Below are 23434 nucleotides of genomic sequence, written 5' to 3' on the forward strand. Positions count from 1 at the left end.
GGTTCAAGTTCAGGCAGAACTGGCGAGGAGGTTTCCGACTTGCTCGCCGGTTCCCGCATATAACGAGCTGACAGACGCGCTCTGATAGCTGAGAGCGCTGTTTCCGGATGTTGCTTCGATGTTGGCGGCTGTCGCCGAACGGGCACTCAGTCCGGTTCGGCTGTCATACGACACCCGGTCGATGGAAATGAATTCTGCCGACACTGTCTGATCGCCGATCTCGGCTTCGATGGTCGTGGTTGAAATACTGGCGCTTTCGAACTGCAGCAGTTGTGTGCTGGCGTCGTCGCGTATGCCTTTGTCGCCGAGAGCGGTTTGCAACTTGCCAGCAGTTTTCTGATATTCGGCGATGGAGGCGAGGGCCTTTTTCTCGCTGTCCTCTTCCGTCTCGCCTTTGCCCTGGTCAACCGCCTTTTGCAGCGCGGCAATCACGACGGCATCCTTCTCTGCCTTCTTGGTGGCATTTTCCAAGACAGAGGTGACGGGATTGGCCGTCGCAGCCTTATCGGTCTGCTGCCCGGAAGCGGCGGATTTTCCCGATGTCGCCGACAGGGAAGCAATCAGCGTCGAGGACGTCTGCGTCGTCGTCTCGATGGAGATCTGCATGAGCCACCTGTTGCTGCCGGGTTGCGGGAAACTTTGGCAGAAGCCTCTACGTTAAATCTTAAAGGGACCTTAATTTCAGGCCGTTTGAGGTCGCTGTCTGCGCAATATTTGCAAATTGCCAGCGTAAGCACAAAACCGCCCTGGCAGACCTGCTTAGGTCGAGATGAGATTGTCCAGAAAATCCGCACCGATGCGAATGGCGCGTTCGTCAATGTTGTGGCCCAGCGTTTCAAGCAGCTCCAGCCGGACCGATGCGCCGGCCTTTGCAAGCATCATCGCGGCCATTTCGGAGTGGTAGGGCTCGACCACATCGTCATCGTGGCCGTGAACGAGCAGCACGGGCGCGTCAATGTTCAGGCCGTCAAGTGTCTGCGGCGCGGGGAGCCGTCCGGAGTAGGAGAGAATAGCGGCAGGTGATGCACTGCCGAAATGGTCATCGACATCGCGCACCTCGGTGTCGGCCTGGTGTCGCAGTCCGATCTGCAGGGCCAGCATGGCTCCCTGGCTGAAGCCGGCAAGGATCAGCTCTCCCCAATCCAGACCGTCGCGGTGCAACTCGTCTTCGATGCGGTGAATCAGGCCTGGAGCTGCCGTTGTTGCCCCAATTTCGATTTCGCGTGGGTCTCTTTCAGTGAGGTCGAACCATTGCCGGCCGCTCAAGGTCGGATGCGGCAATGGGTCAGGCGCATTGGGAATCCAGCAGGCAAGAGATGGAAAGCGGGTCTGCCAGCTTCGGGCAACAACCAGCAGATCGGTTGCACAGCCGCCATAGCCATGCAGCAGCACCATCAGGTGCGACGGTGTGCCCTCATGCGGTGGCATGAGTCTAAACTGTGGGGCAGGATGCATCAGCTGCCTCTTGTTCTGATGGGCATATTCAAGCCGAACGGTCGAACCCGCCCATTCGGGTTCGCGGCCGTTTTAAGGCATTCCTCATTCCGCAGCCACAAGCCCGGGTTTTTCCCAACTTCCATCCTCGACGGCGGCGATCTGGGCATCGATTTGTGTCAGAACGAACCGGGAGAAGGGACCAAGGTGGACATAGAGTGCCATCATCACCAGAACCGGCTTCAAGGTGCTGGGACGGTGTGTCAGGCACCAGAAGATGGTTGACCAGAACAGCCAGCGCTGGGCGTGTTTGGAAAAGGTCATTGACCAGACGAGGCGTCCGAACATCTGCAAGTCATGGCCGAAGCCCGCGCCAAGCAGCGCCTGATTTGCGCCGCTGGTGTTCAGCATGCTGGCGACTTTCTTGACACGACCGAAGTAGGCGTCGGGCGCATAGACACGGTCGACCACCTTTCGGAAGTCAGACAGGATCTGGGCCCGCGGTCGCTTGGTCTCGAAATTGAGACCGGCGGTGCACTGATCGCCATCAAGCGTATCGGGATCGTCCAGGCCAAAGTCATCATGCAAACGGCCTTCCGCCTGGAGACGACGCGTCAGCTGTGTGGTGGGCAGTGCATAGAGCAAGCCGGTCATCGCCACGGGAATGGCGGCCTCTTCAATCAGCGCGGTGATTTCATCCGCAACCTGATCGCTCTCCTCGTCGAAGCCGACGATAAAGCCAGCAATGACAGTGATGCCCGCATTGTAGATCTGGTGAACACTCTTGGCGATGTCGCGCCGGGTGTTCTGCTTCTTCCGGGTGGCGATCAGAACTTCAGGGTCCGGGCTTTCGATACCGACGAAGACAGTGAAGAACCCAGCCTCCTGCATCATCGTCAGAAGCGCCTTGTCGTCAGCCAGATTGAGGGAGGCCTCTGTCGACATTTCGAACGGGTAGTTATGGGCTTTTTGCCAGGCGATAAGTTCCGGCAGGAAGGCTTTCACCGCTTTCTTGTTGCCGATCAGGTTGTCGTCGACAAAGTCGACATGACCACGATAGCCAAGCGCGTAGAGATTATCGAGTTCTGCCAGCATCTGGGCGCTGGACTTGGTGCGCGGTACCCGGCCGTAGAGCTCGATGATGTCGCAGAACTCGCAGGTGAATGGACACCCGCGCGAGAACTGGACACCCACCTGGACGTAGTCCTTGAAGGTCAGCAGATCGAAACGAGGGATCGGGGTGGTGCTGACATCGGCCTTGAACTTTTCTGCCGTGAAGCGACCTTCCCGGTCCCCTGCCTGCCAGGCCTCCAGAAACTTGTCGAGAATACCCTCCGCTTCGCCCAGAACCAGAAAATTAGCGCGCTCGTAGATGTGGGGGCTGGTCATTGGATCGGGGCCGCCGACCACAACGGGAACTTCCAGCTCACGGCATCGACGAATGATCCAGAGCGTATCGGCCTGCTGTGGCAGCATTCCGCCGGTCATCACCATGTCGGCGCTCAGGATGTCGTCATCCGTCAGCTCGCCGGCATTACGGTCGATCAGCCGCACGTCCCACTCCTTGGGGAGCATTGAAGCAACCGTTATCAATCCCAGAGGTGGCGCGGGATATTTTGCGCCGACCATCTCGCAGGTTGCCTTGTAATTCCAGAACGAGCTGGAGTTGAACCTGGGATGGACCAGCAAGACCCGGCAGTGGCCGTCGACCATATGCGTTCCCTCGTGCTATTGAAAAAATGACGTTAAGTAATTCATCTGACAGTAGCAGGGTGACGCCGAAGGGCAAGGGACCTTGAGGGAAACCTTCGGTTGACGAGCGGAATTTTACTTGATGGGCTCTAAGGTCCAGACAGCAAAAAGGGCGGTCAAACCGCCCTTCGAACCATGAAAAACCTTGGTTTTTCTTAAAGGACCTTGAGGTCCTCTGCGACAGCAATGCCGCGGCTGAACTCGAGATCGTAGACCACAAGTTGGCCCTCGCTCAGAGTGTCAATGCCGGACCGGCGAAGTGCTGCAACATTGACGACGATATCATCGCCATCTTCCGGTTCGATCCGGCCGATACCTCGGCTGGTGTCGAACCATTTCACATTGCCATGTTGCATGGTGAACGTCTTTCTATCTGCGTACATAATACATGAGCTGAAATAGCTCAGATTCTAAACGGTTTGATGACATCAAACCCAAAGAATATGATTTCTCCTTACCTTGCGGCATTGGGAGAGTTTGTCCATTTAAGGTTAAAGAAATGGAAACATTGGTTGCGCATCCGTAAATCAGATCGGGAAGCAACTCAGACACTATATGAGGGTTCGAGATCAAATTACAAGGGGAGGCTCTGCAAGCAGCATTCGGGCCTGTCTTTAAACGGCAAACGCCGCGGACAAGCCGCGGCGTCGGGACGTCAGGGAGGTCAGTTCCATCAGCCCGTATCAGGTAAGCCGTTATCAGGCTGCCCGGATCTGCAACAGGAATCGGTTCATGGCTTCGCGCATGGTCGACGACCGACCGTGTAGCTGTTCCACTCCACCACGCATATCCGTGCTCAATTCGTTCGTTCTGCTGGCAGCGTTGCTGACCTCGGAGATCGAATGGGAGACCGACTGTGTCCCATTGGCAGCTTCCGACACGTTGGACGCGATCTCTCGGGTTGCGGCGTCCTGCTGATCGGTGGACTGAGCCATCTGCGACGCGCGCTCTGCAATGGAGCGGACCATCTCTGCAACGCTGTTGGTTGCTTCCATGCTCTCGCTGGCCGCAGCCCGCATTTCGGAAATTGAACGATCAATCTCTTCCGTTGCCTTCGATGTCTGCTCCGCCAAGGCTTTGACCTCGGAGGCCACGACCGCAAAGCCTTTGCCCGCATCGCCGGCGCGTGCAGCCTCAATGGTGGCATTCAGGGCCAGAAGGTTGGTCTGCGAGGCGATCTCGTTGATCAGGCTGGTGACGTCGCCGATCTTGGCGACAACCTGCTGCAGGGTTTCCACGGCATAGTTGGAGCGCTCGACCTCGGTGGTGGCTTCAGCTGCCAGCTTTGACGAGGCGCGAACCTGTTCGTTGATCTCGCGAATGGAGGCCGACAGTTCTTCTGTTGCGCCAGCGACCGTATTGACGTTGTTGGTCGCCTGCTCGGAAGCTGCGGAGACAGACAGAGCTTGCTGGGTCGTCCCATCGGCGAGAGCGCTCAAGGTGCCGGACTTCTCGAACAGCTGATCCAGGGACGTGATCATTTCATCGCTCAGAGAGAGCACCGTGTTCTCGAAGTCCTGGGCAACACGGTCCATTTCCTGACGCTTGTTGCGTTCAGCTTCTTCCTTCTGATGCGAGGCACGCTCTTCCAGTTCGCGTGTCTTGATCAGGTTGTTTCGGAAAATGCCGAGGGCATTGGCCATTTTCCCGATTTCATCACGACGATCACCCATGTCGGCGGTCTGCGTCGTGTCGCCTTCTGCCAGGCCTTCAACCACGCCCGATAGCTGGGCCAGAGGACGTGAGACACTGCGGAAGTTGACCAGGCCGAGAACCATGGCGAGCAAGACGATGGATGTCGCACTTCCCATGGCCAGCCACTGCATTTGGTTCAGCTCACTGGTCTGGGTCGCCTCGGTCTGTTGGCCGATGATGTCCAGCCGCTTGATCAGCTCATCAGTCGTGCTGATGACCTTGGTCAGCATTTCCTGCGACTCTGGCGTCAGTTCGATGGCGCGCGCCATATCAACGGTTTCCGGCGTCCGCATCATGGCAAACTGTCGATCCGTGATCTGGCTCATCCAAGTGCGCCATGCGGCCTCGATTTCATTCATCGATTCAGCCAACGCTGGCGAAATGCCATTGATGCGCGTTTTCATGGAGGTGGTTTTTGCCTCGACGTCCTTGCCGATCTCGATGGTCTTGGATCGCAGAGACTGCTCACCTGTGAGCAGGAAGGTCTTTGCGGTCATGGCCTGAAGCAGGATTTCCTTTTCCAGGGACAAGGCTTGCTTGATGACATCGCGGGTTTCACTGGCGACGTTTGCCTGGGTCGTGACCGTGGCAGACTTGAAGTAGGTGACCCCACCGGCAGCCGCGCCAATCAGTGCCAGGGCAATGAAGGCGGCAGCGCTCTTTTGAGTGACGGACCAGTTCTTGAACATGTTTCTCTCTCTCAAGAATACGCTTAGCTGGACAAGCCCTGACGGCGTTGCAATTCGGTCAGGTTGAATTCGATGGTCGCGGACCCAATGGGCTCTCCGCTTGTTTCATCAGAGAGCGTCAGGTTCAGCTGCGCTTTCCAGATGCCGAATTCTTCGTCCCATTCCGCCTCATCAATGAAAATGGCGCCCTTCCCCTCGGGGAACGTTTTCTGGAACTTGGCTTCGTCGCCCTGCCAGTAATCGCCGGTGATAGCGCTCTGCCCGACGTTGAGGCCATTGGCATCCATGACGAACAACTCGCGATAAAGGCCGATGCCTTCCGATTGAATCCGCAACAGATAGATGGAGAGCGGGGCACTCAAGGTCGCGGAAATCAGTGGCTTGTCGTCCATCTCGCGCTCAGTGCGCCACTTCTGATCAAGCGCCTCGATATCTTCAGCTTTCAAAGCGCCTCGACGCTTGTTCTGGCTGTTGACCGAAAGGCCGACAATAGGATTGGCCAGCCAGCCGCGTGCGGTTTCGATCACCTTGTCGGTGATCAGTGCCTTAGCGTCAGGGGCGGTCGAATCTGCAAATGTGGCTGCGGGGAGGGAAAAGAAGAAAATCCCCGCCGCAAGAAGGGAACGTGCATGAAGCATCTTTTGGGCCTCGCTTTTGGTTCCCATAAAAATGCCATTCAATAATAAACAAAGACGAAATATTTCAAACAATCTTATGGGTAGGATTACCTAGTTTTAATATTGGTTTGAAATTTCAGGTTGTGTCAAAGAATAAACTCGCCCTAATTTCAGCGAAAACTTGGCAGTTACCTACAGGAAATCGGTGACGAGAACCGGTAGTGAGTCTTTGTAGGTAGGATATCGAAGGTTGTAGCCGAGTTCGGCTTTCATGCGATGATTGGAGACACGCTTGTTCTCTCCGTAAAAAGAGCGAGCCATCGGAGTCAGGTCGGCCGTCTCAAAGGCGATTTCAGGCGGAGGGGCGACCCCCAGCAGGCTGGCGGCCAGGACGACCACATCTTGAGGTGGTGCCGGCATATCGTCCGTCACATTGTATATGCGCGTCATCGGCTTGCGCAGTGATGCAGCTACGGCCCCTGCAATATCCTCGACATGAATGCGATTGAAGACTTGTCCCGGCTTGATTAGACGTCGGGCCTTGTTCTTTTGAAAATTCACGAAAGTATTGCGGCCTTGGCCATAAATTCCCGACAGTCTGAAAATCTGGACAGGCAGGTCATTCTGAGCGGCAAACTCCAGCCAGGCCGTTTCTGCTGCAACGCGTTGCACGGAGCGTTTCGACACTGGCTTGCAGACAGTGTCCTCATCTACCCATGCCCCGTTATGGTCGCCATAGACGCCGACCGTGGAAAGATAGCCAATCCATACCGGTCGCGCGGCTTGAAGTGCAGGCGCACAGGCGGCCAGAACCGGATCGCCGGTCTCGCCAGGCGCGATGGAAACCAGTACGTGCGTCGCATTCGACAGGGCGTCTGTCAGTCCCGCTGAGGCAGTCTCGCCGTCAAACAGAAGGGCTTCTATGCCTGCTGCCTTCAAATCTGCGGCTTTGTCAGGCGAACGCGTCGTCCCGCCGACCCAGTTGAACTTGTCGCGCACCTCTTCAATGAAGGCGCGCGAGGAAAATCCAATGCCAAAAACAAAAAGCCGCATGCGGGTCAAGTCCTAGAGTTCCAGGTGGTTGCGCCGGATTTCATAGAGACTGACTCCCGTGGCGACGGCCAGATTGAGGCTGTCTGCCTGCCCGGTCTGGGGAATACGGATCAGCGTCTTGCAGCAATCGGCGAGATCCTGTTCCAGTCCCTGCTGTTCGTTGCCCATCACCAGTAGCGTTGGGTCCGTATAAACAGGCGTGCGGTAGTCGACCGATCCCTTCAGATGGGTCGCCGCGACAGTCCCCGGCCACTTGCTGATCAGATCCTTCAGCTCCGGCTTGGTGGTCTTGTACAGCGGTATGTGGAACAGCGACCCCATTGTGGCGCGCACGGTTTCCACTGCGAACGGATCGGTGCAATCGCCGACCAGAATGACGCCGCTGGCGCCGACAGCGTCCACCGTCCGGATGATGGTGCCGAGATTGCCGGGATCGCGCACCCGGTCGAGTGCAACGAAGACGGTGCCCTGGGACGGCGACAGTTCGGCAAGCGCGTGCAGGCGCTGCTCGTAAACGCCAACCACCATCTGAGGGTTGTCCTTGCGGGTCATCGCGGACAGCACTGCGGTGTTGACCTCAAGGATCAGTGCGCCTCGAGCCTTCGCCGTGGCTGCGGCTTTCTGGGCGATAGGATTTTCCAGTGCCTCCGGCCCGATGGCCAGATAGCGTACATCCCAGCCGGCCTCCAGGGCATCGGTCGCAAGCTTCAGACCCTCGGCAACAAACAACCCCGACTGGGTGCGATGCTTGCGCTGCGAGACCAGGCCTTTGATTTCCTTGACCAGCGGATTGGAATGGCTGGTGACCTGCTTGACCGCGCCGGCGCGCTTGACCTTGTCGAAACCGCTCATCGGCTACTCCAGCGGCTGAAGAGTGAGGTGGAGAGGGCCCGCTCGCCCTGATCTTCGCGGATGACCAGTTCGCCAGACTCCAGCAGCCCGCCCTGTGTGTGGAGGGTTTCAGCCATCAACTCGTGCACGGACAGGAAGCTTGAACGGATCGCATAGGCGGTCAGGATCATGAACAGCGCATCCTTGGCCAGAAGCTGCTGCAGGTTGGCGAGCATCTCCGGCAGGCTGGTGTAAAGATCCCAGACTTCGCCCTTGGGGCCACGACCGTACTTTGGCGGGTCAAGAATGATCCCGTCGTATGTACTGCCGCGTCGCACTTCGCGGGCCACGAATTTCGAGGCGTCTTCACAAATCCAGCGGATCGGCAGGTCTTCCAGTCCTGAAAGCTCCTGATTCTCGCGGGCATAGGTGATGGCCTTCTTGGAGGCATCTACGTGGGTAACGTGGGCGCCATGGGCTGCCGGAAGGATCGAGGCGAGACCGGTGTAGCCAAACAGGTTGAGGATCTTCAGCGGGCGGTCGCCACGCCGTGGGATGTCCTGCTTCACCTTGTCGTTGACCCAATCCCAATGCGCTGCCTGTTCGGGAAAGACGCCGACATGGCGGAAGGACATGAAGCGACCGATGTAGCGTGCCGGGCCATAGGACATCTGCCAGGTTTCATCGACACTGCCGCCAAATTTCCAGCGCCCTGGGCCCTCTTCATCGGTGTCGCCGGTAAAGACACCGTCTGCCCGCTGCCAGGTGGTGTCGTCCAGCCGCGGTGTGCCCATGGCTTGCGGCTCTGGCCGGTCGATGGTGTAGCGCCCGTAGCGCTCCAGCTTGCGGCCTCTCCCCATGTCCAGCAGTCGATAATCCGACCATCCCGCTGTCTCCAGAATGACAGGCCAGTTTTGCTGCGGCGCAGAGCCGGGCTTGGAAAAGCTTGCAGATGTTGTGTCAGTGCGTGTCATGGTCGCCGAGGGAGCACTTTCTCAGGGGGACTTGAGGGGGTTCTTTGCAACAAGCCATTAGGCCCGGCAGCGCTCCGGGTCAATGAAGCTGGCCGATTTTTCGTCAGTCCGGTGCGTTGCCGGATTGTCACCTTTGGCATGGTAAACGCACCGGTACATAAAAAGTTTTGACAAGACCCGCCTCATTTGATCGATTGAAAGGGGAAATACGTAGATAGAGTTCTTGTGAAAGCCATCTCGATGCAATCGGTAAATGTGACGAGATCCCATGTGGATCTGGTCGTGCAAACGGTCCAGGACAGCGCGCAAGCCGCAACGTCGAGCCTTGCCGCCTCATGGCGCCGGTCGATGATGTATCACGGGCTTGATCCCGCCACGCCGCCGCAGCGACCGGAGCGGGTCGAGGCGTCGAAGCTGGAAGAAGTTCAGGAACGTAACCACAGCGTTTTGCAGGTGGCGGCTCCCGTGCTGGAGCGTCTGGTCCGCTCGGCCGGCAAGGTCGGGTGCTGCGCGATCCTGTCCGACGAGAGTGGTCTGATCATCGAATCGCAGGCGGCCCCTGCGGAAAGTCGCGAGTTCGATCGTTGGGGGTTGTCCAAAGGCTTCACCTGGAGTGAGGCTTTGGCGGGGACCAACGGCATTGGCACCTGCCTGGTTGAAAAACGGGCGATGATCATTCATCAGGATCAGCACTTTTTCACGAGCAATACCCGGCTGAGCTGCATGTCTGCGCCGGTCTTTGGCGCTTTTGGCGAGCTGGTGGCAGCGCTCGATCTGTCCAGCTGCCGTGATGACATGACCTATGCCATGTCGCTGGTTCTTTCGACGGTGGTCATCGACAGTGCTCACGCGATCGAGACCGAGTTGTTCCGTCAAGCCTTCCCGAACTGTCGCATTCAGATGGCGGAGGGACATGGAGCCTCAGGTGTTGCGCTGCTGGCCGTGGATGACAATGATCTTGTGCTCGGCGCGACGCGGCTGGCACGCAAGACCCTCGGGATCTGCGATGATGTTCTGGCGCGTCTTCCCTCGCTGGCCGAAATCCAGCGTCGCGAAGAACCGCCACAGATCACAGGCACCAAAGGCGGACCGAACGACATTCGTCGCGCCTTGTTGCGACGTCGGGGCAATGTTTCGGCTGCCGCCAGGGATCTCGGAATTTCCCGGGCGACCATGTACCGCCGGATGAAGCAATACGGTATTGCCGACCCCGACTGCTGAACCCTGCTGCCTTCTCCGGGGCGCCTGCTCCTGCCCATTGCATCTTTAAGGCATTGTCTGACCTGATACGGTTCGGACATATTTTTCAGCAAGCTTTTGCGAAGCCCCTTGCCCCGGCCGCGCTCAGGCGCCACTCTCAAAGCAACGGCTCTGGTGCCGCTCGGAAATCCTGTCGTTTTCTGATCTTGGATCAGGGGCCCAAGGGGCGGAACCAAACAGAAGCCAGGGCTTTTTCAAGTGGGATCGACGCGAGATCCAGCTGAAAAAGGAAAATGGGCGAGGACATGGATATTCAAGGTGAGCACCGTATTGCCGCGCCGCGCGAAACGGTTTGGCTAGCGCTCAACGATCCGCAAATTCTGCGGGAGTGTATACCCGGCTGTGAAACGCTGGAGAAATCCAGCGACACCGAAATGCAGGCTGCTGTCACCTCGAAGATTGGTCCGGTGAAAGCCAAGTTCAAAGGCTCAGTAACGCTCCAGGACCTGAACCCTCCGGAAAGCTATCGTATTGTTGGTGAAGGCAAAGGCGGCGTGGCCGGCTTTGCCAAGGGGGGGGCCGATGTGCATTTGGCTGAAGACGGCACGGACACCATCTTGACCTATACGGCCTCGGCACAGGTGGGGGGCAAGCTGGCCCAGCTTGGCAGCCGGCTGATTGATTCCACTGCGCGCAAGATGGCCGATGATTTCTTCCGGGCTTTTTCCGAGAAGGTCGCCGGTCCGCAGTCGGAAGAGCTTGCTACAGAGCTGCAAGACGAGCTCGATCCGGCCCTAGCCGAAGAAGCCAGGCATATCGCAACGGAAGACGCGGCCTATCATACGGCTGACGCTGTTGAAGACGTCGAGCACGCTATCGAAGAACAGTTGCAGGACGCTGAAGAACGGGTGGAAGTCGCGGCAGGCCGTGGGTTTCTCGGAGGTCCCTACATGTGGGGGCTTATCGTTCTTGCTGTGATGATTGCCGCATTGGCAGTGATGAACTGACAAATGCCGGTCGGCGTGTATCTGGAAGAGGAGCCAGGTGCATGCCGAGCGAGAAACGAGAAGCCGGAAAAGGAGCCGGCCGAAAATTGATGGATTAAGAGGCCAGATCAAACAGAGGTCCGGTCTTTTCTTGAGGGAGAGATAAATGACAAAAGTTGCCATGACTTTGAATGGCAAGAAGGTGACGGCCGATGTGGAAGATCGGACCCTTCTGGTGCATTATATCCGCGAGGCACAGGGCCTGACGGGGACTCATGTTGGCTGTGACACGTCACAATGTGGCGCTTGCGTCGTGCATGTGAATGGTCGCGCCGTGAAATCCTGCACCATGCTGGCAGCTCAGGCGAGCAATGCCGAGGTTTTGACCGTTGAAGGTCTGGCCAATGGCGCCGAACTTCATCCTGTACAGGCGGCTTTTCGGGAGCACCATGGCCTGCAATGTGGCTTCTGTACGCCCGGCATGATCATGACCGCTGTCGACATGATCCAGCGGCATGGCGGAAATCTCGATGAGAAGACCATCCGTCACGAGCTGGAAGGCAACATCTGTCGTTGCACCGGCTACCACAACATCGTCAAGGCAATCAAAGCTGCAGCCGACCAGATGTCAGCCCTGCAGACCGCCGCAGAATAACGCGGAAAGACCAGACGACGATCGCCATCTGCAACATGTTCCAGCTGTCTTGGGAGGAGAGTTATGGGAGTCGAAGGTATTGGGGCACGCGCCCTCAGGAAAGAAGACAAGCGCTTCATCACCGGTAAAGGCAAATACACCGACGATAAGGTGTTGCCACGCATGACCTATGCGGCCTTTGTCCGGTCGCCACATGCACACGCCAAGATCACCAACATCGATGCAAGTGCTGCACTGGAAATGCCCGGTGTGGAAGCCGTGCTGACCGGACATGAACTGGTCGCTGACGGCATTGGCAACCTGATCTGCGGCTGGATGGTGCATTCCAAGGATGGATCGCCGATGAACATGGGCGCCTGGCGCGCTCTTGAATCAGAGATTGTCCGCCACACCGGCCAGGCTGTTGCGGTGGTCATCGCTGACACGCAGGAACTGGCTCGTGATGCAGCCGACGCGGTGAACGTCGACTACGAAGAGTTGCCGGCAATCGTCAGTGCGTCTGCCGCTCTCCTGGATGGGGCGCCTCAGCTGCATCCCGAAGCGCCGAACAACCTGATCTTTGATTGGGAGATCGGCGACGAAGCATCGACGGACGCGGCCTTCGCCTCAGCATCCCATGTCACTCGAATGGAGATCGAGAACAACCGTCTGGTACCAAATCCGATGGAGCCTCGGGCAGCCGTTGCGGACTACGATGTGGCGGAAGAGCACTACACGCTCTACACCACATCTCAGAACCCCCACGTGGCGCGTCTGGTGCTGTCAGCCTTCTACAACGTCGCGCCGGAGCACAAGCTGCGGGTGATTGCGCCGGATGTAGGCGGTGGTTTCGGTTCCAAGATCTTTATTTATCCGGAAGAAATCGTGGCGCTCTGGGCCTCCAAACGGGTGGGGCGTCCGGTCAAATGGGTATCTGATCGCACGGAGGCCTTCCTCACGGATGCCCATGGCCGCGACCACAAGACGGTGGCGGAACTGGCGCTGGATGCCAACAACAAGATCACTGGTTTCCGGGTAAAGACCGTCGCCAACCTGGGCGCCTACATGTCGCTCTTCTCATCGTCGGTCCCGACTTACCTTTATGCGACGCTGCTGTCAGGCCAATACGACATCCCGGCAATCCATGCCAACGTCAAGGCGGTTTATACCAACACGACGCCGGTGGATGCCTATCGTGGGGCGGGGCGGCCCGAAGCGACTTTCGTGGTGGAACGCATCATTGAGACTGCGGCGCGGGAGGTGGGCATGTCACCCGTCGACTTCCGTCGCCAGAACTTCGTCCGCTCCTTCCCGCATCAGACCCCGGTGATCATGTGTTATGACGCCGGCGACCATGATGCGACGCTGGATGCGGCGTTGAAGGCCATCGATTATGACGGATTTCCGGCGCGCAAGTCGGAAGCCGCCAGCCGTGGCAAACTGCGTGGCATGGGCCTCTCCTGTTACATTGAGGCCTGTGGCATTGCACCCTCGGCAGCTGTCGGCTCGCTCGGGGCCGGAGTTGGTCTGTGGGAATCGGCGGAAGTGCGGGTCAATCCGGTTGGCACAATTGAAGTTCTCACCGGCTCGCACAGCCACGGTCAGGGTCACGAGACGACCTTTGCCCAGCTGGTGTCGGAGCGTTTTGGGGTTGGCACGGAAACGGTGGCAATTGTCCACGGCGACACCGACAAGGTGCAGTTCGGCATGGGGACTTATGGCTCGCGCTCCGGTGCCGTCGGCATGTCGGCCATCGTCAAGGCGCTGGACAAGGTGGAAGCCAAGGCCAAGAGGATCGCCGCCCATCTGATGGAAGCCTCGGAAGGGGATATCCAGATCGAGGGCGGGGTCCTGAAGGTCGCGGGGACCGACAAGAAACTGTCGTTCTCCGAGATCGCTCTTGCCGCCTATACGGCACATAATCTGCCCGAGGGAATGGAGCCAGGATTGAAGGAAGGGGCGTTCTACGACCCGACCAACTTCACTTTTCCATCTGGGACTTATGCCTGCGAAGTCGAGGTTGACCCTGACACGGGCAAGACCGAGATTGTCAACTTCGTTGCTGCCGATGACTTCGGCAAGATCATCAATCCGATGATCGTCGAAGGGCAGGTGCATGGCGGTCTGACCCAGGGCATCGGCCAGGCTCTTCTGGAAAATGCTGCCTATGACGAAAACGGGCAGCTTCTCTCGGCCTCTTATATGGACTACGCGATGCCAAGGGCCGATGATGTGCCTTCCTATCAGCTGCTGACCACCGAAACGCTTTGCCCCGGCAATCCGCTCGGCATGAAAGGCTGCGGGGAGGCTGGCGCTATTGGTTCGCCGCCGGCAGTGATCAACGCCATCACCGACGCGATCAACAACAACGACCTAGCCATGCCGGCCACGGCAGAGCGCGTGTGGCGGGCCAGCCGGGGCGCACTGCCCCAGGCCGCGGAATAAGGGAACCTGACCATGTATGAGACAAATTATCATCGGGCGTCTTCGGTGGAGGAGGCAGGCAAGCTCTTCACCGGGTCGGAAGATGCCAAATACCTCGGCGGCGGTCAGACGTTGATCCCGACGATGAAACAACGGCTGGCGGCGCCTGTGGATCTGGTCGATCTGGGCGGCATTGATGACCTCAAGGGCATCGCGGAAGATAGTGGCGCGCTGCGCATCGGAGCGGGCACCACCCACTATGATGTCGCCACGAGCGATGTGGTGAAGCGTTTGATCCCGGGGTTGGCCCATCTGGCGGCCTGCATCGGTGATCCAGCGGTGCGCCACATGGGAACCATGGGAGGTTCGATCGCCAACAATGATCCGGCGGCCGATTATCCTTCGGCCCTCGTCGCACTTGGCGCCACAGTGACCACCAGTACCCGTGAGCTGTCGGCGGAGGAGTTCTTTACTGGCATGTTCGAAACGGCTCTGGAAGAAGACGAGATCGTCATTGCGGTATCGTTCCCGGTTCCAGAGAAGAGCGCTTATTCCAAATACCCGAACCCTGCCTCGCGCTATGCCATGGCCGGTGTCTTTGTGGCGAAGACCAAGGATGGGTCCGTCCGCGTTGCCGCAACAGGGGCAGGGCAGGACGGCGTCTTCCGCATCGCTGCAATGGAGCAGGCACTTGCAGAGACCTGGTCTGCTGATGCCGTTGCCGGTATTTCCGTTGATGCTGGGGACTTGCTTTCCGACATCCACGGCACGGCCGAGTATCGCGCCAATCTGGTGACAGTGATGGCCAAACGCGCGGTTGCTGCTGCTGGTTGAGCTAGTCACTCTGAGTGAATGCAAAAAACGGGCGACCCTCAGGGCCGCCCGTTTTTCATTGATATTTCGTTGCTATCAGACGTTGGCGCGGTCCCGCCTTAAGCCGCGGCAACCTCTTTGAGGAAACGTTCGACTTCTGCGTTGAGTTCATCCGTGTTGCTGGCAACAGCAGAGGATGAGTGCAGGACGGAGCGGGCGACTTCGTTGCTTTCGTCGACGGAGCGAGCCAGCTCGCTCATGGTGCGCGAAACCACCTGCGTTCCTTCCGCCGTCAGGCGGATGCTTTGGGTGATTTCGTTCGTGGCTGCCCCTTGCTCTTCTACCGCCGAGGCGATGGAGGACGTGTAGGTGTTAACCTCTTCCATGATACCGGCAATGTCGGCGATGGCATTGGCTGATTCCTTCGATGCGCCCTGGATCGTCGCGATCTGACTGCCGATCTCTTCGGTTGCCTTGGAGGTCTGGTTGGCCAGTTCTTTCACTTCTGCCGCGACCACCGCGAAGCCTTTGCCGGATTCGCCGGCGCGTGCTGCCTCGATGGTGGCATTCAGTGCCAGCAGATTGGTCTGCTCGGCGATGGCCTGAATAAGTGTCACGACTTCACCGATCTTGTTGGCGGCTGACGCCAGACCTTCCACTTTCTGGTTGGTGATGCGGGTACCTTCTGTTGCGCGCCCGACGATATCGGTCGTGCTGCTCACCTGGCGTGAGATTTCAGCGATCGAGCCTGCGAGTTGCTCTGCGGCACTCGCCACTGTTTCGGCATTGCTTGTCGCAACTTCAGAGGCCTGCGTGGTTTCTGTGGCATGGGAGGAACTGGTCTTGGCCAGCGAATCCAGCGTATGGGCCGTCTGATCCAGTTCACGGGCCGTGCTTTGAACAGAACCGAGCAGCCCGGCGGATGTGCTGCGGAAACTGTTGATCAGGTCTTCAATACGCGCCTGGCGTGCCGTGTTGGTTGCCTGTTCGGCCTTTGCATGTTCTTCCAGACGTTGACGCTCCGTAGCGTTGTCGCGGAACACCTGGACCGTCCGGTTCATATCGCCGATCTCATCCTTGCGTTTGAGACCGTCGATCGTGACGGATAGATCTCCGGCCGCAAGGCTGGACATGACGGACGTCAACGAACGGATTGGCCGCGAGACGCCGATGTTCAAAGCCATCGCCAGCAGCACACCGAGAAGGCAGGCCACCACCACGGCGACGCCGATGGCAATCATCGCCATCTGCGAGGACTGGGAAGCTTCATTGGTTTGGCTTGTGGAAAGCGCGTCGACCAGTCGGGTCACATCTTCAGCCAGAACCGCCATGATATCCTGTTGGCGGATGGCTTCTGCCTTGGCTGCAACAATACCATCGAAGGCTTCGCTAAAGCGCGCATTGATGTCGGCGAAGCCGGCCAGATTAGCTTCCAGGCTCTTGAACCGGGCCGCGTGGCGCGCAAGGTCAGGCTCAATACCGACGGCTGCCTCAAACTGGGCGCGCACATCGTCTGCGGTTGTGCCGTTGCGGTTGGTCAGATATTCGAGGCTGGCGGATTTGACACGCTCAGCACCGGCACTCAAGGCGCTGGCGGCGCGTGAAACACTGTCGGCCGCCTGCAGTTTTGAATTGGCCTGCTCCGTCGTCTTTTCCACCGAGACAATGCTGGACTGCAAGCTGTCGCGAACCGTGCCAGCCTGGGCGATGACTTTCTTGACGATGTCCTGCACGTCGACCTTCATGGAAAAGATCGACATGAAATCGGTGCTGGCCACCAGGGCGCTCAGCTTCTCGTGCATCAGTACGGTTGCTTCCCCCAAGGGAGCAAGTTCAACTGAGGGCTCGGCTGAGGCCTGGGCTATCACTCGCTCTGCCGAGGGCAGAAGACCTTCGGCCTTGGCCAGGGCTTGTTGCATTTCCGGCCCGTTGTGCGAGGAACCCGCGGCCGTGAACAGCTGCCCTACTTGCAGAGCGCCTTGCTCGATGCCGCCGATCAAGCCGGAAAGCTGGGTCGCGCGGTCGCGGCTGAAGCGGGCAGTCTGGGCTTCCGAAGTGGCGGACTGGCGCTGTGTCTCGGCGTTCTTGTCGACTTCAGCAGCAAGTTGGCTGAGGTCTTGAACGGCCGTATCGACCTTCGCTTCCCACTGAAGGCGAGCATCGAAAGCGGACGTCAGACTGGAGAAGGTGCCGCCAAGCCCGGTCACGGCATCCTGAGCTTCCGAGATATTGGCGATTGAGGCGGGACTGGTGTTATCGGCTTTCAGCTTGCTCAAGTGGCTGCCGAGGGCCTCGATGGCTTCTCTGGTGGTGGCTGCATTGTCTGCCGTCGGCATTTCCAGATAGGCATGCTGAACGGAGTTGACGTTGTTCAGATCTTCCAGGATGCCGAGCGCCTGCGCAACGTTGCGGATCCGCAACTCCAGACTGTTCAAAGAAACAATCCCCACCGCTCCGACAATCGCTGTCAGTATGAGAATTGCCGTGAACGCGCCTCCGATCTTTCTCCCGATACGAAGGTTGTTCAATCCACCCCAATATTTCGTCATAGGTGCTCCTGCCCCAATGCGACCTCGTTATTGAAGGCCGAACTTTAGGGTAGAAACGTTTATTCCCTGTAAACTATCGGTCTAGTTAAAATAACAGGGAAATATACTATAGTCTTAAGACTGTCCTTGGCACAAATATCATCTGTTATTTAAACGTGTTGTCCGCCGTTGATATGAATTTCGGCCCCGGTTACATAAGAAGATGGTGCGCTGCACAAATAATGTATCGTGTCGGCGACCTCGTCCGGACGGCCCAGCCGGCGCAGCGGCAGGTCATCAATCATCTTCTCTGTGCCCGGTGACAAGATCGAAGTGTCGATTTCACCGGGTGCAATGGCATTGACGCGAATACCATGCGGCCCGAAGTCTGCGGCCATTTCGCGCGTCAGCGCCGCCAGAGCGGCTTTTGAACTGGCGTAAGCCGTTCCAGCAAAAGGATGAACGCGCGAGCCTGCGATGCTGGTGACGTTGACGATACTGCCGCCAGCGTTCTTCAATTCTGTGAACAGACCGCGTCCCAGCATGATTGGCGCAAAGAAGTTGACCTGAAAGACATGACGCCAGGTGTGCATCGGCGTGTTCATGGAATTCAGGCGTTCACCGCCATCGCCTTTTGGGCTGATGCCCGCATTGTTCACAAGTGCGTGAAGCCGCGATCCGTTGGGTTCCAGCCGTTTGCGCATTTCCTGGATGGCATAACCGAGGTTTTCCGGATCCGAGAGATCGACCTGAATGTGGTCCTCCGGGCCCATCGGCCAAGGGCATTTGTCAGAGAAAGCGTGGCGTGAACAGGTGATCACGCGCCAACCGGATGCAGAAAACTTTTTCACCGTCGCATGGCCGATGCCCCGGCTTGCGCCAGTCAATACGATAGTAGGCCGTTCGTCCTTGGAGGTCTGTGCGGTCATGCGAGGTGCCTTGATTTCGGGATGCCAAGTAGGTTAGTAAAAGTTGACTTTAAGGGTTCACTTTAGATATGCGGTCTATCTCATCTATGCCAGATCGCATACCAAAAACGAACAACAACCGGACGGCCGAATGATCATCTGCTCGTGTAATGTGTTGTCGGACAAACAGCTGCGCAAGGTGGCTGACGAAATGCGGGCGGACCCACAGGGCAAAGTGCCGACACCGGGTGCTGTCTTCCGTCGTTTAGGCTGTCGTCCAAAGTGCGGCAACTGCTTTCCGAATGTTGTTCGCCTCATCCACGAACAAACAGCTGAAGACCGCTCCGGCGAAAACACAGCCTATGGCCGTCTTCGTCTCGCTGTTGGGGCCTGATTATAAATAGATCGAAACGCGCCGGCGACCAGTGCTGAAGATGCCGAAACCTCCTTTCGCGCTTCTCTCTTGCGTCCTGAAGCCTGCTGCAAAGCGCTTGCTCACAGGGGCAGGCAACGCTACCTTCATAGAGAGCTTTGAAAAGAAAAGGAAAACGCTCGATGAAGGGCGAACCACGCGTCATTGAATACCTGAACAAGGCACTGCGCCACGAGTTGACAGCCGTCAACCAGTACTGGCTGCACGCCCGGTTTCTGGACGATTGGGGCTATGCGGCCCTGGCTCGCAAGGAGATGGAAGAGTCCCAGGAGGAGCGCCTGCACGCTGAACAGCTGATGGACCGTATCCTGTTCCTCGAAGGCTTGCCCAATGTTCAGGTGGTTGACCCCTTGCGGATCGGCACTGGCCTGAAGGACTGCCTCGAGTGCGATCTGGCCGGAGAGTACACGGCGCGGGCACTTTACCACGAAGCGCGGCAGGTTTGCGTCGAGGCGGGCGACATCGTGTCGATGAAACTCTTTGAAAGCCTGCTTCAGGACGAGGAAGCCCATATCGACTTTCTCGAAACCCAGCTTGAGCTTATCGAGCGTATCGGGTCCGATCAGTATGGTCAGTTGAACGCTGTGCCTGCCGACACACCCGGCGCTTTCTCGTAAGCTGAATAGGCCGGTCAGCAGTCCACGTGAGGAGGCGATCTGTTATCGACCGAGATCGATGACAGGCCCTTGCGCTGCTTCCGCATCTTCCAGATCATGCGTGACCAGCAGCACCGGTAGGCTGGCGGCTTTCGCCCGCTCAAACGTCAGGCTGCGGATTTCTCCGCGCAGCGCCGTGTCCAGGCTTGAAAACGGCTCATCGAGAAGCAGGGCTTTCGGCTGGCTCAACAGCAGCCGCATCAGCGCTGCCCGGGTCTGCTGGCCGCCGGAGAGCGTTGCCGGGTCCCGCCCGAAGAACCCATCCAGTCCGACACTTGCCAGTGCCTGTTCTGCAGTCGTCCGGCGTGCGGCAAGGCGCTCACGTCGCAGCTTCCATGAGCCTGTTGCCAATGCCTCGGACCTCAGTCCGACAAGAAGATTTTCTCCGACGGATAGATGCGGGAACAACAGAGGCGACTGGAACAGGATGCCAACGTGTCTGGCTTGCGGGGGGAGCCCGAGCAGTGAGCGGCCCGCCAGCCTCACATCTCCCGTCACCGTAAAGCTGGTAGGTAGAAATCCGGCAATGAGATTGAGCAAGCTCGATTTACCACTGCCACTGGGCCCCATTACCGTCAGCGTTTCTTGCTCTGCAATCACGTGATCGATCGTCAGCAGGCTTTTGCCTTCGACCTGCAGATGAACCGCATTCAGATCAAGACCGCTTGAGGTATTGGCGTGAGGGGGCATTGGGGTTTGGCTCATGGTCGGCGGATCATCTGGAATGCCGCATGCCGCGACGATGGCGGAAAGCTGCGGCGGGAATAAGAGTAGCGAGGATAAAGACGCAGGCAGGAAGCACCATCAGCAGCAGGGCGTAAACCGCCGCAGGCCGCCGGGCGCCGCCACTGGCCAGAGCCACACTTTCGGTAGTCAGGGTTGGCCAGCGACCGGCACCAATCATCAGGCTTGGCAGATATTGTGCCACGGAAACAGCAAAGCCGATGGCGAAAGCCGTGAGGAGAGGTCGTAACAACATCGGCAGCTTGATTTGCAAAAAGCTGTGGCTGTCGGAAAGGCCCAGGCTTTGAGCATTGCGGAGCAGGTTTGGCTCAAGCCGATACCACGGCCCTGCCATGGACAGATAGACATATGGCAGCACGAAAATCAGATGTGCGAACAAGACGCCGAAAAAGGTGCCGTCTGCCCGCAGAATGAGGAACCATACATGGATCCCGAGCAGCAGCGAGACTTGCGGCAGGATCAGCGGAAAGAACATCATGGCCCGCAAGGCCGAGCTCTCACGCGGAGCCAAGCCGTTGTGCAGCTGTCGCCGGCTCATGGTTTCCAAGATCCAGATCACCAGCAGCAGCGCCAGGCCGCTAGAGAGCGCAGCCAGCACGACGGTGGTGACGAGCGGGCCGGTGTCCTGAAGCAACACTTTTCGCCAGCTGCCCAGCGTCCAGCTGCCCGGAAGCAGGTCGGGGAAAAACCAGCCTCTGGCAACTGACCAAAGCGCGATGGAGACGATGGCGCCGCTGAGCAACGCGAAGAGCGCCCATGTCAGGCTGAGGCCAACGACTTTCCAGACCCGGTCGGCACGGCCTCTGGCTCCGTCGACCGCGATTGCCTTGACGGCCGTGCTGGCGACACGCTCGCCGGCCAGCCAAAGGAGGATGCAGACGGCACAGATAAGCCCTTGCAGGCCAGCGCCTGCGGCCGCAGCCGTCCTTAGATCCGCCGCTGGATCGTTCATCCAGGCAACGATGCGCACGCTCAGGGAGGCCGGCAGGGTCGGACCGAGTATCGTCGCCATATCGACATTCGAGGCGGCAAAGGCCAACACTGCCAGAATGGGCAGTCGCAGATGCGGATAGAGATCGGGCAGACCGAGGCAAATGAAGGCCTTGAAACGCCCGTACCCGAGGCTTTGGGCTGTGCGCAAATAGTCTTCGCAGCGGGTTTGCGGCAGGGCGGCGAGGGCCATAAGCAATAGAAACGGGATTTCTTTGGCGGTCAGCGCCAACATCAGGGACAGCCCTGCCGGATCTTGCACGATCGTCAGGTCCGGTGCCCGATCAAGCCCTGTGGCCCAGGGTGACAGCGCGCGGAAGATCAGGCCGGAAGGGGTCAGCAGAAACGTCAGGCCGATGGCGGCTGCTGCATGAGGTAAGGCCAGAAACGGCCCCAGGCAGCGTCGTAGCATGCCAAGTGTCCGTGTGCCGATCCATCCGGCAAGCAGCAGAACCACGACGGCAAAGGCAAGGGCGGTGGCAAACAGGCCGGTTGTCAGGCTGAGCCACACGGACTTTGACAGCCCGGGTTGAGCAAGCAGAAGCTGCACAGCGGACGCTTGGCCCTGGCCGGAAAAGCCGGGAGCCAGCGGGCCTGACGCCGGAGACACTGCCAAAGGCAGCACCAGGCCAATGGCGCCTGCCGCCAGGGGAACCAGCTGTATCAGGCCCAGAACGACCCAGGGAAGAACCACCCAAAATTTCCCGGTGCGCAGCGTCACCTTGGCTCAGGAGTCGCTGTAGCGCTGGAGCCAGGCCTTTTCCAACTGGCTGACCCAGCTCGGATGCGGCTCCGGCAGCACCTGACCAAGGTCGTCGGGCGACAGGGTTGCCGGCCCAAGATCCAATGCATCGAACAGTGCTTTTTGCGGAGCGGGTAGGGCGGCGACATTCAGCACGGTCGGGTCGCCCCAAACTGAGGGGTCCTGTTTGTGCGCCTGAGCTTCAGCGGACATCAGAAAGTCTGCAAACACCATGGCGCCCTCCTTGGCTGAGCTGTTGAAAGGAATGGCGACAAAATGCGTGTTGCCGAGTGTTCCGCCATCAAAGGTATAGGTGCGGACGGTTTCGGGCAGCGATCCGCTGGCAATCGCACTGGAGGCGTCTCCCGGGTTGAACGAGAAGGCTAGATCCAGCTCGCCATCCGCCAGCAGTTGACGCATCTGTGCGCTGTCTTGCGGGAACACGGCGCCTTTACGCCAAAGGTTGGGATGCAGGGCATCCAGATAGGCGAAGAGCGGTGCAACATCTTCATCAAAAGTCGCCTCGTTCACCGGCTGCTGCAATTTGGACGGCTCCTTGATCAAGCTGATGAGCACTTGCTTCAGGAATGTCGAACCGAGAAAATTCGGCGGCTGCGGATAGCTGATGCGTCCAGGATTGCGGGCCGCGCAGGAGGCAAGCTCAGCAAGGGTCTTTGGTGGGGTTTCAACCCGGGCACTGTCATGGATGAAGACCAGCTGTGCCATGCCCCAAGGGGCTTCTTGCCCTTCGGTCGGGACGGTAAAGTCGAGGGCGACCGTCGGCTTGTTCTCAACGTCGACATTGGCCCAGTTCGGCAGGCTGGTGGCCCAACCCGGCGGAGCCAGCAACCCGGCACGCTTCAGGGCGGCAAAGTTCTCGCCGTTGATCCACACCAGATCGACACTGCCGCCAGTCTCGCGTCCGGCAGCCTTTTCTCCAATGATCTGGCTGACCACATTGCCGGTATCGGAAACCTTCACCTGAATAACGCTGACGCCGTATTGCGCGCTGACCTTTTCCGCTGCCCAGGAGATATAGGCATTGATGCCGGGCTCACCGCCCCAGGCATGAAAATAGACTTCCTGACCGCGCGCCGTATCCAAGACCTCTTGCCAGTTGCGCGCCTCGGCATGAACGGCTGAGCCCATGAGCGCTGAGCTCATGAGGGCGAAAGCAAGCCCCAGTCCGGGCAGGCTCCATGTCTTCAAAAAGGCACGTCTTGTCATCAAGGTCTTGTCCTCCCGGTTGGTCTGCGGCGTGTCCGGCATCTTGGTGGCGTTCTTTTGTTATGCCGTAAAGATCCACCTGCCATGATCTTTGAAATCTGATG

21 protein-coding genes are annotated in these 23434 nt (G+C 58.5%); 7 read left to right on the forward strand and 14 right to left on the reverse strand.

The features are described from left to right. Positions 1–9: 9 nt before the first annotated feature. The 9 genes from J0X15_RS10435 to J0X15_RS10475 form a co-directional block, all read right to left on the reverse strand. Positions 10–606: a hypothetical protein gene (locus J0X15_RS10435; protein WP_206940446.1), complete on the reverse strand. Its 597-nt coding sequence runs from the start codon at positions 604–606 to the stop codon at positions 10–12. Between the two features lie 153 nt (positions 607–759). After that, entirely contained in the window at positions 760–1428 is a 669-nt protein-coding gene (locus J0X15_RS10440; protein ID WP_206940447.1) for an alpha/beta hydrolase, read from the reverse strand. A gap of 111 nt (positions 1429–1539) precedes the next feature. Continuing rightward, positions 1540–3147 carry a B12-binding domain-containing radical SAM protein gene (locus J0X15_RS10445; protein WP_206940448.1) on the reverse strand — a complete coding sequence of 536 codons (1608 nt, stop codon included), beginning with the start codon at positions 3145–3147 and terminating at the stop codon, positions 1540–1542. A 194-nt stretch (positions 3148–3341) separates the two neighbouring features. Next, on the reverse strand, positions 3342–3542 hold the full coding sequence (locus J0X15_RS10450; RefSeq protein WP_206940449.1) for a cold-shock protein: 201 nt from the start codon (positions 3540–3542) through the stop codon (positions 3342–3344). A 342-nt stretch (positions 3543–3884) separates the two neighbouring features. Then, positions 3885–5570 (reverse strand): methyl-accepting chemotaxis protein, encoded by a 1686-nt coding sequence (locus J0X15_RS10455; RefSeq protein ID WP_206940450.1) that lies wholly within the window; start codon positions 5568–5570, stop codon positions 3885–3887. A 23-nt stretch (positions 5571–5593) separates the two neighbouring features. Further along, positions 5594–6208, reverse strand: a complete 615-nt coding sequence (locus J0X15_RS10460; protein ID WP_209015246.1) for a hypothetical protein — start codon at positions 6206–6208, stop codon at positions 5594–5596. Positions 6209–6379: 171 nt separating this feature from the next. After that, complete coding sequence (locus J0X15_RS10465) at positions 6380–7240, reverse strand: SDR family oxidoreductase (RefSeq protein WP_206940452.1); 861 nt, start codon at positions 7238–7240, stop codon at positions 6380–6382. Positions 7241–7252: 12 nt separating this feature from the next. After that, a complete protein-coding gene (locus tag J0X15_RS10470) occupies positions 7253–8092 on the reverse strand; it encodes a TrmH family RNA methyltransferase (RefSeq protein ID WP_206940454.1) in 840 nt (279 codons plus the stop codon). Next, positions 8089–9045, reverse strand: a complete 957-nt coding sequence (locus J0X15_RS10475; RefSeq protein ID WP_206940456.1) for a class I SAM-dependent methyltransferase — start codon at positions 9043–9045, stop codon at positions 8089–8091. The genes J0X15_RS10470 and J0X15_RS10475 overlap by 4 nt, the downstream gene beginning before the upstream one ends. Positions 9046–9285: 240 nt before the next feature. On the opposite strand from J0X15_RS10475, the gene J0X15_RS10480 reads away from it, so the two are divergent. The 5 genes from J0X15_RS10480 to J0X15_RS10500 all read left to right on the forward strand — a co-directional run bounded on the left by J0X15_RS10480 (position 9286) and on the right by J0X15_RS10500 (position 15123). After that, positions 9286–10266, forward strand: a complete 981-nt coding sequence (locus tag J0X15_RS10480; RefSeq protein WP_206940458.1) for a GAF domain-containing protein — start codon at positions 9286–9288, stop codon at positions 10264–10266. Between the two features lie 284 nt (positions 10267–10550). Next, positions 10551–11252, forward strand: a complete 702-nt coding sequence (locus tag J0X15_RS10485; protein ID WP_206940460.1) for an SRPBCC family protein — start codon at positions 10551–10553, stop codon at positions 11250–11252. Positions 11253–11397: 145 nt separating this feature from the next. Continuing rightward, positions 11398–11886 (forward strand): (2Fe-2S)-binding protein, encoded by a 489-nt coding sequence (locus J0X15_RS10490; protein WP_206940462.1) that lies wholly within the window; start codon positions 11398–11400, stop codon positions 11884–11886. Between the two features lie 63 nt (positions 11887–11949). Beyond that, positions 11950–14310: a xanthine dehydrogenase family protein molybdopterin-binding subunit gene (locus tag J0X15_RS10495; protein WP_206940464.1), complete on the forward strand. Its 2361-nt coding sequence runs from the start codon at positions 11950–11952 to the stop codon at positions 14308–14310. A 12-nt stretch (positions 14311–14322) separates the two neighbouring features. Further along, entirely contained in the window at positions 14323–15123 is an 801-nt protein-coding gene (locus J0X15_RS10500; protein WP_206940466.1) for an FAD binding domain-containing protein, read from the forward strand. A gap of 98 nt (positions 15124–15221) precedes the next feature. Here the strand turns inward: J0X15_RS10500 and J0X15_RS10505 are convergent, their stop codons facing one another. After that, on the reverse strand, positions 15222–17651 hold the full coding sequence (locus J0X15_RS10505; RefSeq protein WP_206940468.1) for a methyl-accepting chemotaxis protein: 2430 nt from the start codon (positions 17649–17651) through the stop codon (positions 15222–15224). Positions 17652–17800: 149 nt separating this feature from the next. Continuing rightward, positions 17801–18559 carry an SDR family NAD(P)-dependent oxidoreductase gene (locus J0X15_RS10510; RefSeq protein WP_206940470.1) on the reverse strand — a complete coding sequence of 253 codons (759 nt, stop codon included), beginning with the start codon at positions 18557–18559 and terminating at the stop codon, positions 17801–17803. Between the two features lie 130 nt (positions 18560–18689). Between J0X15_RS10510 and J0X15_RS10515 the strand changes: the two genes are divergently transcribed. Continuing rightward, positions 18690–18932: a (2Fe-2S)-binding protein gene (locus J0X15_RS10515; protein WP_206940472.1), complete on the forward strand. Its 243-nt coding sequence runs from the start codon at positions 18690–18692 to the stop codon at positions 18930–18932. A 161-nt stretch (positions 18933–19093) separates the two neighbouring features. Beyond that, positions 19094–19588, forward strand: a complete 495-nt coding sequence (bfr, locus tag J0X15_RS10520) for a bacterioferritin (RefSeq protein ID WP_206940473.1) — start codon at positions 19094–19096, stop codon at positions 19586–19588. Positions 19589–19630: 42 nt separating this feature from the next. On the opposite strand, the gene J0X15_RS10525 is transcribed toward bfr, so the two are convergent. From J0X15_RS10525 to J0X15_RS10535, 3 genes are read right to left on the reverse strand one after another with little or no spacing between them, the layout of a single operon-like run. Beyond that, complete coding sequence (locus tag J0X15_RS10525; protein WP_231710374.1) at positions 19631–20332, reverse strand: ATP-binding cassette domain-containing protein; 702 nt, start codon at positions 20330–20332, stop codon at positions 19631–19633. 10 nt (positions 20333–20342) lie between these two features. Continuing rightward, on the reverse strand, positions 20343–22055 hold the full coding sequence (locus J0X15_RS20370; RefSeq protein WP_206940474.1) for an ABC transporter permease: 1713 nt from the start codon (positions 22053–22055) through the stop codon (positions 20343–20345). A 33-nt stretch (positions 22056–22088) separates the two neighbouring features. Continuing rightward, on the reverse strand, positions 22089–23330 hold the full coding sequence (locus J0X15_RS10535) for an ABC transporter substrate-binding protein (RefSeq protein WP_209015281.1): 1242 nt from the start codon (positions 23328–23330) through the stop codon (positions 22089–22091). Positions 23331–23434 lie beyond the last annotated feature (104 nt).

It is taken from the genome of Roseibium limicola (assembly GCF_017313085.1).
Classification (GTDB): domain Bacteria; phylum Pseudomonadota; class Alphaproteobacteria; order Rhizobiales; family Stappiaceae; genus Roseibium; species Roseibium limicola.